Raw genomic sequence first — 14,791 nt, 5'->3', positions numbered from 1 at the left:
ACGGCGAGGCGCCGGGTGCCGGGCAGCCCTTACGCTGGAGACGATGTCCATTCATGAACGCCCCACCCTCCGCGAACTCGCGGTCCAGGCCCTCTCCTCCGTCCAGCGCGGCTATGACCTGCTGGCGCCGAAGTTCGACGCGACGCCGTTCCGCACTCCCGAGCACATCCTCGACGAGGTGCTCCGGGCGGTCCGGCCGCTCGGCCCGTTCCGGGACGGGCTGGATGTCTGCTGTGGCACCGGCGCGGGAATCCGTGTGCTGCGGGAGGTGTGCGACGGGCGGGTCGTCGGTGTCGACTTCAGTGCGGGCATGCTGTCCGAGGCCCGGAGCGCCTTCCCGGCGACGGACTGGATACGGGCCGATGTGCGGGCCATGCCTTTCGCGCCGGTATTCGATCTGGCCATGAGCTTCGGGGCGTTCGGGCACTTCCTGCCGGAGGAACGGCCCGGGCTGTTCGCACAGGTGCACTCGGCGCTGCGGCCCGGCGGTGTGTTCGCCTTCCCTATCGGGGCGCCCGCGCGCCCCGGCAGCCGGCCGTACTGGGCGATGCTCGGCTTCGACGCGGCGATGCGGGTGCGCAACGCGGTGTGGTCGCCGCGGTTCGTGATGTACTACCGCACCTTTCCGCTCGCCGAGGTCTCGAGCGAGCTGGTACGGGTCGGATTCGAGGTGGAGCTGCGTACGCTGGCCGGGCTGGGGTGGCGTGACGACGGGAGTCCGCGCGCCGTGCTCCTGGTCGCCCGTAAGCGCGCGGAAGGGCCTTAGGCCGGACCAGCCCTGCAGGTGCCGGATCAGCCCTGCGGCGCCGAGGTCTTCGCCAGGGCCTCGGACAGCTCCTGCGCGACCGTCCGGAGGACGGGGACGATCTTCTCGGTCGCCTCGTCGGTCACCCGGCCCGCGGGGCCCGAGATCGAGATCGCGGCGGCCGTGGGCGAATCGGGCACCGGCACGGCCAGGCAGCGCACACCGATCTCCTGCTCGTTGTCGTCCACCGCGTAGCCGGTGCTGCGGACCCGCTCGAGCGCGGCCAGGAAGGCGTCAGGCGTGGTGATGGTCTTCTCGGTGGCGGCCGGCATCCCGGTTCTGGCCAGCAGGGCCCGCACCTCCTCCGGCGCGGTGTGGGCGAGCAGGGCCTTGCCCACACCGGTCGAGTGCGGCAGCACCCGCCGGCCGACCTCGGTGAACATCCGCATGGAGTGCTTCGACGGGACCTGCGCGACGTACACGATCTCGTCCCCGTCGAGCAGCGCCATATTGGCGGTCTCGCCCGTCTCCTCGACCAGGCGTGCGAGGTACGGCCGGGCCCAGGTGCCGAGCAGCCGAGCGGCCGACTCGCCGAGCCGGATCAGCCGGGGGCCCAGGGCATAACGCCGGTTCGGCTGCTGACGCACATAGCCGCAGGCCACAAGGGTGCGCATCAGCCGGTGGATCGTGGGCAGTGGGAGTCCGCTGCTGGCGGAGAGTTCGCTCAGTCCGACCTCGCCCCCGGCGTCCGCCATCCGCTCCAGGAGGTCGAAGGCGCGCTCGAGTGACTGGACGCCGCCACCACTGCTCGTGGCGGGCTTGGCCGCGTCGGCGGCGGCCGATGTGCTGCTGGCACTGGACGTCGGCACGGCAACGGTCCTTTCAGGCGGCGGGCGAGTTGTCAGCCTATCGGGCGGCTTTGATTTTGCCCTGTGAAATCATATTTCCGCTTGCCGGAAGTATCAAGGTGCCAGGGCGGGCTGGGGGTGAGGTCTTGACGGGGCCGGGCCCTGGGTGAAGACTTCTTCAACAGATCGTTGAAATCCTGTTCTGCGAAGGAGGCGCGGGTGGCCGACGTGCACCTGGTACTGCGCTCGACACGGGTCATCACCCCCGAGGGGACCCGGGCCGCATCCATCGCCGTGCGCGGCGAGGAGATCGCCGCCGTGCTGCCGTACGACGCCGAGGTCCCGGCCGGGGCACGCCTGGAGGACTTCGGGGACGATGTCGTGCTCCCCGGCCTCGTCGACACGCACGTCCATGTGAACGACCCGGGCCGCACCGAGTGGGAGGGCTTCTGGACCGCAACCCGTGCCGCCGCCGCGGGCGGTATCACCACGCTGGTGGACATGCCGCTCAACTCCCTCCCGCCCACCACCACCGTCGATCACCTGCGGACCAAGCAGCGTACGGCAGAGCCCAAGGTCCACGTCGACACCGGCTTCTGGGGCGGTGCCGTCCCGGACAATGCCACCGATCTGCGCCCCCTGCACGACGCCGGGGTGTTCGGCTTCAAGTGCTTCCTGTCCCCTTCGGGCGTCGAGGAGTTCCCGGAGCTCGACCAGGATCAGCTCGCCCGGTCGCTGGGGGTGATCGCGGGCTTCGACGGCCTGATGATCGTGCACGCCGAGGACCCGCACCACCTCGCCGCGGCGCCCCCGTGCAGCGGCCCCGCGTATGCCGACTTCCTCGCCTCCCGCCCGCGCGACGCCGAGAACACCGCGATCGGGCTGCTGATCGAGCAGGCACGGCGGCTGAACGCACGCGTCCACGTGCTGCACCTGTCCTCAGCCGACGCGCTGCCGCTGATCGCGAAGGCCAAAGCCGAGGGCGTACGGATCACCGTCGAGTCCTGCCCGCACTTCCTCAGCCTCACCGCCGAGGAAGTCCCCGACGGAGCGACCGAGTTCAAGTGCTGCCCGCCCATCCGCGAGGCCGCGAACCAGGGCGTGCTCTGGCAGGGTCTGGCGGACGGCACGATCGACTGCATCGTCTCCGACCACTCGCCCTGCACCACCGACCTGAAGACACCCGACTTCGGCTCCGCATGGGGCGGCATCTCCTCACTCCAGCTCGGCCTCCCCGCCATCTGGACCGAGGCCCGCAGGCGTGGCCACACCCTGGAGGACGTGGCGCGCTGGATGTCCGCGGCCCCGGCGCGCCTCGCCGGACTGGACCGCAAGGGCGCCATCGCGCCCGGCCGCGACGCAGACTTCGCCGTGATCGCGCCCGATGACACCTTCACCGTCGACCCCGTGGAACTCCACCACCGCAACCAGGTCACCGCCTACGCGGGCAGGACCCTGCACGGTGTCGTGAAGTCGACATGGCTGCGCGGCACGCGGATCGTGGAGAACGGAACCCTCGCCGAGCCGTCCGGCCGGCTGATCGAAAGGAGCGCCTGAGACAGTGGCGATACCGTCCTACACCGGCGACGCGAACCCCTACGGCGGCGGAGACCCGTACGCCGACTACCGTACGCCCGGTTCCACGGGCTTCCCGTTCAGCCAGTACGCCGACCTCGCCGACCGCAGCCTCGGCGCGGGCGTCATCGCCGCCAACGACGAGTTCTTCGCCGAGCGTGAGAACCTGCTGAAGCCCGGAGCCGCCGAATTCGACCCCGAGCACTTCGGCCACAAGGGCAAGATCATGGACGGCTGGGAGACCCGCCGCCGCCGCGGTGCGGGTGCCGATGAGCCTCACCCCACCGACGCCGACCACGACTGGGCCCTGATCCGGCTCGGCGCACCCGGTGTCGTACACGGAATCGTCGTCGACACCGCCCACTTCCGGGGCAACTACCCGCAGTCCGTGTCGGTCGAAGCGGCCTGCGTACCCGGCTCGCCGTCCGCCGGGACCCTGCTCGGCGACGACGTCACCTGGACCACCCTCGTCCCGCGCACTCCCGTCGGCGGCCACGCGGCCAACGGCTTCGCAACCGACGCCGGGCAGCGCTTCACCCACCTGCGCCTCAACCAGCATCCGGACGGCGGCGTCGCGCGGCTGCGGGTGTACGGAGAGGTCGCCCCGGATCCCGCGTGGCTGAGCGTGCTCGGCACCTTCGACGTCGTGGCGCTGGAGAACGGCGGACAGGTCGAGGACGCGTCCGACCGCTTCTACTCCCCGGCCACCAACACCATCCAGCCGGGCAGGTCCAGGAAGATGGACGACGGCTGGGAGACGCGTCGGCGCCGCGACAAGGGCAACGACTGGATCCGCTACCGGCTGGTCGAGCAGTCCGAGATCCGCGCGGTCGAGATCGACACCGCGTACCTCAAGGGCAACAGCGCGGGCTGGGCGGAGCTCTCCGTACGCGACGGCGAATCGGGCGAGTGGACCCGCCTGCTCCCGCGCACCCGCCTCCAGCCCGACACCAACCACCGCTTCGTGCTGGACACCCCGGCCGTCGGCACGCACGTCCGCATCGACATCTTCCCGGACGGAGGCATCTCGCGGCTGCGGCTCTTCGGCTCCCTCACGGACCAGGGTGCGGCAGGTCTGGCCGCCCGCCACGAGGAGCTCGGCGGCGCCGGCTGACCGGGAGAGCGGACCGGGCGTAAGCGGGGCGCCTCAGGAGCGGTGCTCGCGGTGGCGGCCCGCGATGCCGAGCACGGCGATGCCCAGGGCCGCCACCACGATGTGCGCGTACAGCTCCCTGCCTTCCAGGAAGCCGATGGGCTCGATGATCCAGCGGGTGAAGCCCATGATCGAGAACCAGCCGCCGGTCAGTTCGCGCAGCACCCCGCAGGCCCCGGCGACGAGCAGGACCATCCCGATGAACTCCAGCGGCTTCTTCATGGTCCGATCGTCGCCCGGGCCGGCCATCCGGTGCCTCGGGCGTCGGCATGCCGCGAGGCGACCAAAGTCTGAGATCGCGCAACTTTGGTAGCGCGGGCCGGTCCGGAGGCGATTCCGGGCCCGACCGTGCGTAGATTCGCGGTGTGATGCGTACGGAATACCCCTGGCTGCTGCCGTCGGCCTTGGCCGATCCGCTGGACCAGGAGCTTCCGGGCGACCGGGGCCGGGAGAGGCCCCGGCGTACCGTCCGTGACTGGGTCGTCGATATCTGTGCGTTCCTGTTCGCCGCCCTGATCGGGCTGCTCGCGCTGGAGGCGAGCGCGAAGGCCGCCAACGGCGGGGGTGTGCTGCTCGCCGACCAGCTTGTCGGCGCGCTCGCGTGCTGCGCGGTATGGCTGCGGCGGCGCTGGCCGGTCGTGCTCGCGGTGGCGCTGACCCTGGTCACGATCCCCGTACCCGTCGCGGGCGGGGCGCTGCTGGTCAGCCTGTTCAGCCTGGCCGTGCACCGGCCGTTCCGCCCGGTTGCCCTCGTCGGCGGGCTGGCGCTGGCTTCCGCCGTCGTACAGCCGCTCGTCCGGCCCGAACCGGACACCTCCACGCTGGTGGCGATGGCCGCCGGGGCCGTGTTCGTGCTGCTGGTCATCGGCTGGGGCATGCTCGTACGCGCGCGCCGCCAGCTCCTCGTCGCGCTGCGCGAACGTGCCCACCGGGCCGAGACCGAAGCGGAGCTTCGTGCCCAGCAGGCGCAGCGGCTCGCGCGCGAGGCCATCGCCCGTGAGATGCACGACGTGCTCGCGCACCGGCTGACCCTGCTGTCCGTCCACGCGGGCGCGCTGGAGTTCAGGCCGGACGCGCCGAAGGCCGAGATCGCCCGCGCCGCCGGGGTCATCCGCGACAGCTCACACGAGGCGCTCCAGGACCTGCGGGAGATCATCGGTGTGCTGCGCGCGCCGGGCGCGGGGGACGGCGAGGACGGGCACCGCCCGCAACCCACGCTGGCCAGCCTGGAGACCCTGGTGGCCGAGTCCCGCGAGGCCGGGATGCGGGTCACGCTCGACAACCGTGTCGCCGACCCCGCCGCGGCGCCCGCCGCCACCGGCCGGACCGTCTACCGCATCGCCCAGGAAGGCCTGACCAACGCGCGCAAGCACGCCCCCGGCGCCGAGGTCGTGCTCACCGTGGGCGGCGGACCGGGCCGGGGGCTCACCGTGGAGGTGCGCAATCCGGCGCCGGCCGAAGGGCCGGCCAGTGACGTGCCGGGCTCCGGACAGGGCCTGATCGGACTCACCGAACGCGCCACGCTCGCGGGCGGCAGGCTGGAGCACGGACGAACGGACGACGGAGGGTTCCTGGTCCGTTCCTGGCTACCGTGGCCCTCATGACCTCGGAAGCCGCTACTCGCCCCATTCGTTTGCTCATCGTCGACGACGACCCGCTGGTCCGTGCCGGACTCGCCCTGATGCTCGGGGGAGCCGACGACATCGACATCGTGGGCGAGGCCGCCGACGGCTCCGAAGCCCTCGCACTGGCCGGGCGGCTGCGGCCCGATGTCGTCCTGATGGACATCCGGATGCCCGTGCTGGACGGCCTCTCGGCCACCGAGCAGCTACGTGCCGCCGCAGAAGCCCCCGAAGTCATCGTCCTGACCACCTTCCACGCCGACGAACAGGTGGTGCGGGCGCTGCGGGCAGGAGCCGCCGGGTTCGTCCTCAAGGACACCCCGCCCGCCGCGATCATCGCCGCAGTACGCCGCGTGGCGGCCGGCGACCCGGTGCTGTCGCCCGCCGTCACCCGCCAGTTGATGACCCAGGTCGCGGGCGTTGCCCCCGACGGCCGCACCGGCCGGGCCCGCGCCCGTATCGGCCTGCTCGCCGAACGGGAACGCGAGGTCGCCGTGGCCGTCGGCCGTGGGCAGTCCAACGCGGAGATCGCGGCCGGGCTCTATATGAGCGTGCCGACCGTGAAGACCCATGTGTCGCGGATCCTTGCCAAGCTCAATCTCAACAACCGTGTGCAGATAGCCCTGTTGGTCCATGACGCCGGGCTTTTGGACGGGGAGGAAGCGCAGGAGGGGGGAGCGTAGGCTGGGATCATGGCCGTCATGGATCTAGGGGAGTACGGGGCGGACTTCACCGCCGATCCGTATCCGTACTACGCGAAGCTGCGCGAGGCAGGACCCGTCCACGAGGTGGTCTCGCCGAACGGCGACCGCGTCTGGCTGGTCGTCGGACACGAGGAGGCTCGGGCCGCCCTCGCCGACCCCCGGCTGTCGAAATCCCCCGGGACGGTCGGCCTGACGATGCTGGACGAGGAACTCATCGGACCGAATCTGCTGGTGCTCGACCCGCCGGACCACACCCGGCTGCGCAGGCTCGTCGCCCGTGAGTTCACCATGCGCCGTGTCGAGGAGCTGCGCCCGCGCGTCCAGCGGATCACCGACGGACTGATCGACACGATGCTCCCGGCCGGGCAGGGGGATCTCGTCGAGGCGCTCGCCTTCCCCCTGCCCATCACCGTCATCTGCGAACTCCTCGGCGTCCCCGTCGCCGACCGCGACCGCTTCCGCGCCTGGTCCACCGAGGTCGTCGCTCCGACCGGCGAAGAAGCCGCGAAGACCGCCATCGAGGAACTCGCCGCGTATCTCCGCGAACTCATCGAGGACAAGCGCAGCGCCGGGCCCGCGGACGACCTGCTGTCGGCTCTGCTGCGCACCCGTGCGGAGGACGGGGACCGGTTGTCCGCCGCCGAACTGCGGGCCATGGCCTATCTGCTGCTCATCGCGGGCCATGAGACCACCGTCAACCTGATCACCAACGGTGTGCGTGCCCTGCTCCGGCATCCGGACCAACTAGGCGCGTTGCGCGCCGACTTCGGGCTGATGGACGGCGCGATCGATGAGATGCTCCGCTACGAGGGTCCGGTGGAGAACGCGACACTGCGCTTCACCACGGAGCCGGTCGGCTACGGCGGCACGGTCATCCCCGCGGGTGAGGTCGTCCGGGTGGGGCTGGCGGCGGCGGACCACGACCCGGACCGCTTCCCGGACCCTGACACCTTCGACATCCGCCGCACGGAGAATTCGGGGAAGAGCCCGGGCCATCTCGCCTTCGGCCACGGTATCCACTACTGCCTGGGTGCCCCACTGGCCCGGCTGGAGGCCGGGATCGCGATCCGCACCCTGCTGGAACGCTGCCCAGCCCTCGCGCTGGATCCCGGTGCCGGGCCGCTCGAGTGGCTGCCCGGCATCCTGATGCGGGGAGTACGCCGGCTGCCCGTCGTGTGGTGACGGGCAGTCGCGGCCGAGGCCCGGACAGGACTCGACGCCGCGGGCCGATCCCCAAGGACCGCCCGGACAGGACCTGGTAGGGGTTGGGGGCGTCACAGCCCCGGGATCTCCTCCATCCGCACGGGTCTGCGCTCCCGCCGCGACAGCTCGCACGCCTCGGCGATACGCAGTGCCTCGAGCGCCTCCCGGCCGTCGCACGGATTGTCCGCCCCGCCGAGGGCCACCTGGATGAAGGCCCCCAACTCGGCCTCGTAGGCGGGGGCGAAGCGCTCCAGGAACCCCGGCCAGGGCCTGTCGGCGGCAGGCGGGCCCTTGGGTTCCGTGGAGGAGATGGGCGTGCGGTCGTCCAGGCCCACCACGACCGTGTCGGACTCGCCGGACAGCTCCATGCGCACGTCGTAGCCCGCGCCGTTGAAGCGTGTGGCGGTGGCGGACACGAGGGTGCCGTCGTCCAGGGTCAGCACCGCGGCGGCCGTGCCGACATCACCGGCCGAGCGGAACACGGCATCCCCGGCATCCGAGCCCGTGGCGTACACATCCACGACCTCGTGACCGGTGATCCAGCGCAGCATGTCGAAATCGTGGACCAGGCAGTCGCGGTAGAGCCCACCGGACAGCGGCAGATACTCCGCGGGCGGCGGCGCGGGGTCCGCGGTGATGGCGCGGATCGTGTGCAGCCGGCCGAGCTGTCCCGAGCGCACCAGCTCGCGGGCCCTGCCGAAGCCCGCGTCGAAGCGGCGCATGAACCCGAGCTGGAGCACGGTGCCCGCGGCGGCCACCTCGCGCAGCGCCCCCAGGGTCCCCGGCAGGTCCACGGCGATCGGCTTCTCACAGAAGGCGGGCAGCCCGGCGCGGGCGGCCCGGCCGATCAGATCGGCGTGGGAGGCGGTGGTGGAGGCGATCACCACGGCGTCGACGCCCCATTTGAAGATCTCGTCGACGGAGGGTGCCGCGGTCGCGTCGATACGGGTGGCGACCTCGCGCGCCCGCTGGGCGTCGGTGTCCGCGACCACCAGGGCGCCGACCTCGCGATGACGGCTGAGGACACCCGCATGGAACGTGCCGATACGTCCGGTTCCGATGAGTCCGATGCGCATGGCCCCAAGGTGGGGGCCGCCCCGGGGCCATGTCAAGCATTTGTCCTGACAATCGAACGACACAACTTCCGGTCAACAGGACCTACGACTACGCTCGCAGCGTGCCCAAGCAGCCGAGAGAGCCAAGAGAGCCCAAAGACGCGCCGGACGCCACCGTGGCCCTCCAGCTCGGGGTGGACCGCACCAGCCCCGTCCCGCTCTACTTCCAGCTGTCCCAGCAGCTCGAAGCGGCCATCGAAGGCGGCACGCTCTCCCCGGGAAGCCTGCTCGGCAACGAGATCGAGCTCGCGGGCAGGCTCGGTCTGTCCAGGCCCACCGTCCGCCAGGCCATCCAGTCGCTGGTCGACAAGGGCCTCCTGGTACGCCGCCGCGGTGTCGGCACCCAGGTGGTGCACAGCCAGGTCAGGCGACCCCTGGAGCTGAGCAGCCTCTATGACGACCTCGAGGCGGCAGGTCGGCGCCCGGCCACGGCCGTGCTGCGCAACACCCTCGTACCGGCCCCCGCGGAGGTCGCCGCCGCCCTCTGCATACCCGAGGGGAGCGAGGTCCATCTGGTGGAGCGGCTGCGGTACGCGCACGGGGAGCCGATGGCGTATCTGTGCAACCACCTGCCGGCCGGGCTGCTGCCGCTCGACACCGACCAGCTCGAGGCCACCGGGCTCTACCGGATGATGCGGGCGGCCGGGATCACCCTGCACAGCGCCCGCCAGTCGGTCGGGGCGCGGGCCGCCACCCCCGACGAGGCCGGGCGGCTCGCCGAGGAGCCCGGCGCGCCGCTGCTGACCATGCAGCGCACCACGTACGACGACACAGGGCGTGCGGTGGAATTCGGCTCGCATGTGTACAGGGCTTCGCGCTACTCCTTCGATTTCCAGCTCCTTGCACGCCCGTAGTCCCGGTCCGGAGGCTCAGGGATACTGACCCCTGGAGTTCGGCAAGCGGGGGCGACGAGCGGAACAGCGGGAACAAGAGAGGCGCGGTGTCGTGACAAGGGTTCGGACAGGGGTGCGCGTGCTCGGCGCGGTGCTGGCGGCGGCGCTCGGCGTCTCGCTCGCGGGATGCAGCGCGACCGGCGGCAAGCGGGCCGAGGATGCCCGCAAGCAGGCGGCGGCCGAGGGGCGCGCCGCCGTCACCACGCCGCGCTGGACCTTCGCCATGGTCACCCACTCCGGAGCGGGCGACACCTTCTGGGACATCGTCCAGAGCGGCGCCAAGCAGGCTGCCGTGAAGGACAACATCAACTTCCTCTACGCCAACAGCGACGAGGCACAGCAGCAGGCGCAGCTCGTCGACTCCTACATCGACAAGAAGGTCGACGGGCTCATCGTCACGCTCGCCAAGCCCGAGGCGATGAAGGCCGTCGTCGCCAAGGCGGTCAAGGCCGGGATCCCGGTGATCACCGTGAACTCCGGTGCCGAGCAGTCCAAGGCCTACGGCGCACTCACGCACATCGGCCAGGACGAGACCATCGCCGGTGAGGCCGTCGGCGACGAGCTGGACGAGCGCGGCCGCAGGAAGGCCCTGTGCGTGGTGCACGAGCAGGGCAACGTCGGCCATGAGCAGCGATGCGCCGGGGCGAAGAAGACCTTCGGCGGGACGATGGAGAACCTGTATGTCGACGGCACCAACATGCCCGACGTCCAGGCCTCCATCGAGGCCAAGCTCCAGACCGACACGTCCATCGACGCGGTCGTCACCCTGGGCGCTCCCTTCGCCGACGCCGCCGTCCAGGCCGGGCAGTCAGCGGGGAGCAAGGCCGAGGTCGACACCTTCGACCTGAACGCCAAGGTCGCCACGGCGCTCAAGGACGGGAAGCTCGGCTTCGCCGTCGATCAGCAGCCGTATCTCCAGGGCTACGAGGCCGTCGACCTGCTGTGGCTCTACCGCTACAACGCCGATGTGCTCGGCGGCGGACGGCCCGTCCTCACCGGACCGCAGATCATCACCGGTGCGGATGCCGCCAAGCTGAAGGACTTCGCGGAGCGGGGGACCCGATGAGCGCGACCGCGCCACCCGATCACGAGCGACCACGGGAGCCCGGTCCCGCCGCTACCGCCGACGAGCGGCTGCTGCACACCTCGCCGCTGAAGAAGCTGCTCGGCAGGCCCGAACTCGGCGCCGTCGTGGGCGCAGCCGCGGTGTTCCTCTTCTTCTCCCTCGTCGCCGACGGCTTCCTGCGGGCCTCCAGCCTCGGCACGGTGCTCTACGCGTCCTCGATCATCGGCATCATGGCCGTACCCGTCGCGCTGCTGATGATCGGCGGCGAGTTCGACCTCTCGGCCGGTGTGCTGGTGACCAGCTCCGCGCTGGTCTCCTCGATGTTCGCCTACCAGATGACGGCGAACGTCTGGGTCGGTGTGCTGGTCTCACTGCTCGTCACCCTGGCCATCGGGGTCTTCAACGGGCTCATGCTGACCCGCACCAAGCTGCCGAGCTTCATCATCACGCTCGGTACCTTCCTGATGCTCACCGGCCTGAACCTCGGCTTCACCAAGCTGATCAGCGGCACGGTCTCCACGAAGACGATCGCGGACATGGAGGGCTTCGCGTCCGCCAAGGCGCTGTTCGCCTCGCAGCTCACCATCGGCGGTGTCGACCTCAAGGTCACCATCCTGTGGTGGCTCGCCCTGGTCGCCGTGGCCACCTGGATCCTGCTGCGCACCCGCTTCGGCAACTGGATCTTCGCTGCCGGCGGGGGCTCCCTCGCGGCCCGCGCGGTCGGCGTACCGGTCAGCAGGACCAAGGTCGGTCTGTACATGGGCGTGGCGTTCTGCGCCTGGATCTCCGGCCAGCACCTCCTGTTCTCGTTCGATGTCGTGCAGTCCGGCGAAGGCGTGGGCAACGAGCTGATCTACATCATCGCGGCCGTGATCGGCGGCTGTCTGATCACCGGCGGCTACGGCTCGGCGATCGGCTCAGCGGTCGGTGCGTTCATCTTCGGCATGACCAGCAAGGGCATCGTGTACGCGGAGTGGAACCCGGACTGGTTCACCTTCTTCCTCGGAGCGATGCTTCTCCTGGCGACCCTGCTGAACTCCTGGGTCCGCAAGCGAGCGGAGGCGACCGCATGACCGCCGGGACCGCCCTCGTGGAACTCCACGACGTCAGCAAGTACTACGGGAACATCCGCGCGCTCGAAGCCGTCTCGCTGGAGGTCCACGCGGGCGAGATCAGCTGTGTACTCGGCGACAACGGCGCCGGGAAGTCCACGTTGATCAAGATCATCGCCGGTCTGCACCGGCACGACTCCGGAACCTTCGCGATCGAGGGCGAGGAAACCACCCTCAGCTCCCCGCGCGAGGCGCTCGACCGGGGGATCGCCACCGTCTACCAGGACCTCGCCGTCGTCCCGCTGATGCCGGTCTGGCGCAACTTCTTCCTCGGCTCCGAGCCGACCAGGGGCAGCGGCCCGTTCAAGCGCCTCGACGTGCGGCGGATGCGCGAGACCACCCGCTCCGAGCTGCTGCGTATGGGCATCGACCTGCGCGACGTGGACCAGCCCATCGGCACCCTCTCCGGTGGTGAGCGGCAGTGCGTCGCGATCGCCAGGGCCGTCTACTTCGGGGCCAAGGTGCTGGTCCTGGACGAGCCCACGGCGGCACTCGGCGTCAAGCAGTCCGGCGTCGTGCTCAAGTACGTGGCCGCCGCTCGCGACGCTGGCCTCGGCGTCGTACTGATCACGCACAACCCGCACCACGCCTATCTCGTCGGCGACCGGTTCGTGCTGCTGAAGCGCGGCACGATGGTGGGCAGTCACGGCAAGCAGGAGATCACCCTGGACGAGCTCACCCGCCAGATGGCAGGCGGCAGCGAGCTCGACGACCTCCGCCACGAACTGGAGCGCGCGCCTGCGCCCAGGCATCTGGGCGGGCACGACGGCTCCGGTAAGTCCTGACGGAACCCGGGCTCTCGTAGGACGGAACACCCTCGCGGACGCGTGGTCCGAGGCGGTGCGCATCCGGTCCGAAGTCGGTCCGGAGCCTGAGGGGCGGACCGAAGCCGGTCCGAAGCCCGGGCGAGGCGCGGTGGGTCATGTCCTCGGGGCTTCCCACCCGTCACGGCTCGGCTCCGGCGTACCCAGCCGCCGGGCCAGCCAGGGCTCGCGCGCGAGGACCGCCCCCGCCGTGATGCCGAGGGCGATGGCGACACAGAGCACGATCAGCCAGGACAGCAGCGTGAACACCGCCCCCAGGGCCCCGTACTCCTCCAGGCTGCGGTTCAGCGCCCGCGGCATGTAGTAGCGGCTGGCGATCGACAGCACCGTGGTGACGGCACCGGTCAGTACCGCGCCCGGCAGCAGCGGGAGCCAGCTGACGAGGCCGCCGAGCAGCAGGTGCTGGGACCACCACCACAGCAGGATCTGGGTGAGCAGGGTGACGGGGAGGGCCAGCCAGAGCCCGGTGCCGAAGCCCTCGCGTACCGGAGCCTGCACGATCAGGACGGCCAGCCATACTCCGATCCAGGCCACCCAGCGCCATGGGGCGATCTTGACGCCCGTGCGCGGGATCAGCCAGGCCCGCTTGCACAGGCGCTGCATCGCGCGGCTGCACGCGGTGGCGGAGAGCAGCACGATCATCGCGCCGATGACACCGGTCGCCTGGCGCAGGCCGTCGTCGTTCGCGGATCGGTACACATGCTCGAGCTGCTTCTGTGCCGGGCCGGTGAGCCCGAAGATCGCCTGTACCGAGCTGATGAGCTGGTTTCGTACGCCTGAGGGCGCGAACGACCCCACCACGAAGAGCAGGGGGATCGCGGTCAGGAAGCACTGCGCCGCGAGCCGGGTGGCGGAGTCGAAGATGTTCACCGCGACCATGCGGGCCGTCAGCCGCGTCATGACGGGGAAGCGTGCCTCGGTCCGTGAGACCAGGGCGCGCAGGGATTCCCCGTACGCATGGAACCGGGCCGTCCACCACGCCGGGTGGGGGAAGCCCGCCCCGCGCCGCGGGGCGCTGCTTCCCGGGGGCATGGCTGCTCCTTCCCTGGGACCAGAGTGGGGGACCGGGCCGGGGACGGCATCTCGGACCGTGCGGCTCTGTTTTGCGGGGGCCCGCGACCGGGGGTGACGATGAACGGGCGGGCCGATCGGACACAGAGAGGAGCGCCATGGTCCTCGACCTGCTCCTCATCGGCATCGGTATCACCCTCGACCCGCTGCCGATCATGGCCTTCGTCCTGGTGCTGTCGGCGCACAAGGGGATCTGGAAGGGCCTGGTCTTCCTGCTCGCCTGGATGGCCAGTCTGGTCGCGGTGATCGCCGCGGTGCTGCTGGTCACCGGGGGGCAGCCGCCACCGCCGAGGTCCCCGCCCTCGACCACGGGGCTCGCGATCAAGCTCGCCATCGGCGTCGGACTCGTCCTCTACGGCGTCCACCGGCGGCGCAGCCACGGCGCCGAGCGGCCCCGGAAGAAGCAGTCGTCGTCCATGACGTCCAGGCTGGACCACGCCTCGCCGTGGTCCGTGGCCGGTCTCGCCTTCTTCCTGCAGCCCTGGGGCATGGTCGCGGCGGCGGCGACCGTGGTCATCGAGGCCGACCTGTCGCATGTCGGCACGTATCTGATCCTGTTCGGCTTCTGCCTGCTCGCCAGCGCGAGCCTGCTGGCCGCCGAGCTGTACATGATCTTCGCGCCGGAGGCCGCCGAGGTCCGGCTGAAGCGGCTGCGGGCCTGGCTCCAGCGGCACCAGGAACCGGCCATCGTCTTCGGCTGCCTGCTGCTGGGGCTGTGGCTGACCGGCAACAGCATCTACCAGTTGACGAGCTGATCACCGCCCGGACAGGGTCCACGCCACCGCCTTGACCAGCGCCGCTGGCCGAAATGCGAAGCGTGCGGCCGAGTGCTGCAATGGCAAGCAGGGTGCCCCCCAGGA

At 70.8% G+C, this 14,791-nt stretch carries 15 protein-coding genes; 11 read left to right on the top strand and 4 right to left on the bottom strand.

Going from position 1 to position 14,791, the window contains the following annotated elements; translation table 11 throughout:
* Nucleotides 1-43: 43 nt before the first annotated feature.
* Nucleotides 44-766, top strand: coding sequence for a methyltransferase domain-containing protein (locus ABZ532_RS15430; RefSeq protein WP_361282817.1), 723 nt, complete (start codon nt 44-46; stop codon nt 764-766).
* A 26-nt stretch (nt 767-792) separates the two neighbouring features.
* Here the strand turns inward: ABZ532_RS15430 and ABZ532_RS15425 are convergent, their stop codons facing one another.
* Nucleotides 793-1,614 (bottom strand): IclR family transcriptional regulator, encoded by an 822-nt coding sequence (locus ABZ532_RS15425; protein ID WP_361282815.1) that lies wholly within the window; start codon nt 1,612-1,614, stop codon nt 793-795.
* A gap of 198 nt (nt 1,615-1,812) precedes the next feature.
* On the opposite strand from ABZ532_RS15425, the gene allB reads away from it, so the two are divergent.
* A complete protein-coding gene (gene allB, locus ABZ532_RS15420; RefSeq protein WP_361282813.1) occupies nt 1,813-3,150 on the top strand; it encodes an allantoinase AllB in 1,338 nt (445 codons plus the stop codon).
* A 4-nt stretch (nt 3,151-3,154) separates the two neighbouring features.
* Nucleotides 3,155-4,282 (top strand): allantoicase, encoded by a 1,128-nt coding sequence (alc, locus tag ABZ532_RS15415; RefSeq protein WP_361282811.1) that lies wholly within the window; start codon nt 3,155-3,157, stop codon nt 4,280-4,282.
* A gap of 33 nt (nt 4,283-4,315) precedes the next feature.
* Here alc and ABZ532_RS15410 read toward each other — a convergent pair whose 3' ends face one another.
* On the bottom strand, nt 4,316-4,543 hold the full coding sequence (locus ABZ532_RS15410) for a hypothetical protein (RefSeq protein WP_361282809.1): 228 nt from the start codon (nt 4,541-4,543) through the stop codon (nt 4,316-4,318).
* A gap of 143 nt (nt 4,544-4,686) precedes the next feature.
* On the opposite strand from ABZ532_RS15410, the gene ABZ532_RS15405 reads away from it, so the two are divergent.
* The 3 genes from ABZ532_RS15405 to ABZ532_RS15395 are packed head-to-tail and all read left to right on the top strand — an operon-like array spanning nt 4,687 to nt 7,829.
* The gene (locus ABZ532_RS15405) at nt 4,687-5,925 is read left to right on the top strand and encodes a histidine kinase (protein WP_361282807.1); all 1,239 of its coding nucleotides are present in this window, start codon (nt 4,687-4,689) and stop codon (nt 5,923-5,925) included.
* Entirely contained in the window at nt 5,922-6,626 is a 705-nt protein-coding gene (locus tag ABZ532_RS15400; protein ID WP_361282805.1) for a response regulator transcription factor, read from the top strand. Before ABZ532_RS15405 ends, ABZ532_RS15400 begins: the two co-directional genes overlap by 4 nt.
* Before the next feature lie 9 nt (nt 6,627-6,635).
* Nucleotides 6,636-7,829, top strand: coding sequence for a cytochrome P450 (locus ABZ532_RS15395; RefSeq protein WP_361282803.1), 1,194 nt, complete (start codon nt 6,636-6,638; stop codon nt 7,827-7,829).
* Nucleotides 7,830-7,921: 92 nt separating this feature from the next.
* Here ABZ532_RS15395 and ABZ532_RS15390 read toward each other — a convergent pair whose 3' ends face one another.
* Nucleotides 7,922-8,926 (bottom strand): Gfo/Idh/MocA family oxidoreductase, encoded by a 1,005-nt coding sequence (locus tag ABZ532_RS15390; protein WP_361282801.1) that lies wholly within the window; start codon nt 8,924-8,926, stop codon nt 7,922-7,924.
* 173 nt (nt 8,927-9,099) lie between these two features.
* Between ABZ532_RS15390 and ABZ532_RS15385 the strand changes: the two genes are divergently transcribed.
* From ABZ532_RS15385 to ABZ532_RS15370, 4 genes are all read left to right on the top strand, one after another.
* Nucleotides 9,100-9,819 carry a GntR family transcriptional regulator gene (locus tag ABZ532_RS15385; protein WP_361282941.1) on the top strand — a complete coding sequence of 240 codons (720 nt, stop codon included), beginning with the start codon at nt 9,100-9,102 and terminating at the stop codon, nt 9,817-9,819.
* A gap of 91 nt (nt 9,820-9,910) precedes the next feature.
* On the top strand, nt 9,911-10,924 hold the full coding sequence (locus tag ABZ532_RS15380) for a sugar ABC transporter substrate-binding protein (protein WP_361282799.1): 1,014 nt from the start codon (nt 9,911-9,913) through the stop codon (nt 10,922-10,924).
* Nucleotides 10,921-11,997 carry an ABC transporter permease gene (locus ABZ532_RS15375; protein WP_361282797.1) on the top strand — a complete coding sequence of 359 codons (1,077 nt, stop codon included), beginning with the start codon at nt 10,921-10,923 and terminating at the stop codon, nt 11,995-11,997. The genes ABZ532_RS15380 and ABZ532_RS15375 overlap by 4 nt, the downstream gene beginning before the upstream one ends.
* On the top strand, nt 11,994-12,821 hold the full coding sequence (locus ABZ532_RS15370) for an ATP-binding cassette domain-containing protein (RefSeq protein WP_361282795.1): 828 nt from the start codon (nt 11,994-11,996) through the stop codon (nt 12,819-12,821). The genes ABZ532_RS15375 and ABZ532_RS15370 overlap by 4 nt, the downstream gene beginning before the upstream one ends.
* 135 nt (nt 12,822-12,956) lie before the next feature.
* On the opposite strand, the gene ABZ532_RS15365 is transcribed toward ABZ532_RS15370, so the two are convergent.
* Nucleotides 12,957-13,892, bottom strand: coding sequence for a YhjD/YihY/BrkB family envelope integrity protein (locus tag ABZ532_RS15365; RefSeq protein WP_361282793.1), 936 nt, complete (start codon nt 13,890-13,892; stop codon nt 12,957-12,959).
* A gap of 137 nt (nt 13,893-14,029) precedes the next feature.
* On the opposite strand from ABZ532_RS15365, the gene ABZ532_RS15360 reads away from it, so the two are divergent.
* Nucleotides 14,030-14,686: a GAP family protein gene (locus ABZ532_RS15360; RefSeq protein WP_361282791.1), complete on the top strand. Its 657-nt coding sequence runs from the start codon at nt 14,030-14,032 to the stop codon at nt 14,684-14,686.
* The last annotated feature ends 105 nt before the right edge of the window (nt 14,687-14,791 follow it).

The sequence above is a fragment of the Streptomyces sp. NPDC019396 genome (assembly GCF_040632375.1).
Taxonomy (GTDB): Bacteria; Actinomycetota; Actinomycetes; order Streptomycetales; family Streptomycetaceae; genus Streptomyces.
The sequence above is the reverse complement of the archived record's forward strand: the minus strand, read 5'-3'. Positions and strand labels throughout refer to the sequence as shown.

What these genes read in the sequence shown, in the direction of transcription:
- ABZ532_RS15430 (WP_361282817.1), top strand. Translation starts at nt 44, where the DNA reads ATGTCCATTCATGAACGCCCCACCCTCCGCGAACTCGCGGTCCAGGCC.
- ABZ532_RS15410 (WP_361282809.1), bottom strand. Translation starts at nt 4,543, where the DNA reads ATGAAGAAGCCGCTGGAGTTCATCGGGATGGTCCTGCTCGTCGCCGGG.
- ABZ532_RS15400 (WP_361282805.1), top strand. Translation starts at nt 5,922, where the DNA reads ATGACCTCGGAAGCCGCTACTCGCCCCATTCGTTTGCTCATCGTCGAC.
- ABZ532_RS15395 (WP_361282803.1), top strand. Translation starts at nt 6,636, where the DNA reads ATGGCCGTCATGGATCTAGGGGAGTACGGGGCGGACTTCACCGCCGAT.
- ABZ532_RS15390 (WP_361282801.1), bottom strand. Translation starts at nt 8,926, where the DNA reads ATGCGCATCGGACTCATCGGAACCGGACGTATCGGCACGTTCCATGCG.
- ABZ532_RS15375 (WP_361282797.1), top strand. Translation starts at nt 10,921, where the DNA reads ATGAGCGCGACCGCGCCACCCGATCACGAGCGACCACGGGAGCCCGGT.
- ABZ532_RS15370 (WP_361282795.1), top strand. Translation starts at nt 11,994, where the DNA reads ATGACCGCCGGGACCGCCCTCGTGGAACTCCACGACGTCAGCAAGTAC.
- ABZ532_RS15365 (WP_361282793.1), bottom strand. Translation starts at nt 13,892, where the DNA reads ATGCCCCCGGGAAGCAGCGCCCCGCGGCGCGGGGCGGGCTTCCCCCAC.
- ABZ532_RS15360 (WP_361282791.1), top strand. Translation starts at nt 14,030, where the DNA reads ATGGTCCTCGACCTGCTCCTCATCGGCATCGGTATCACCCTCGACCCG.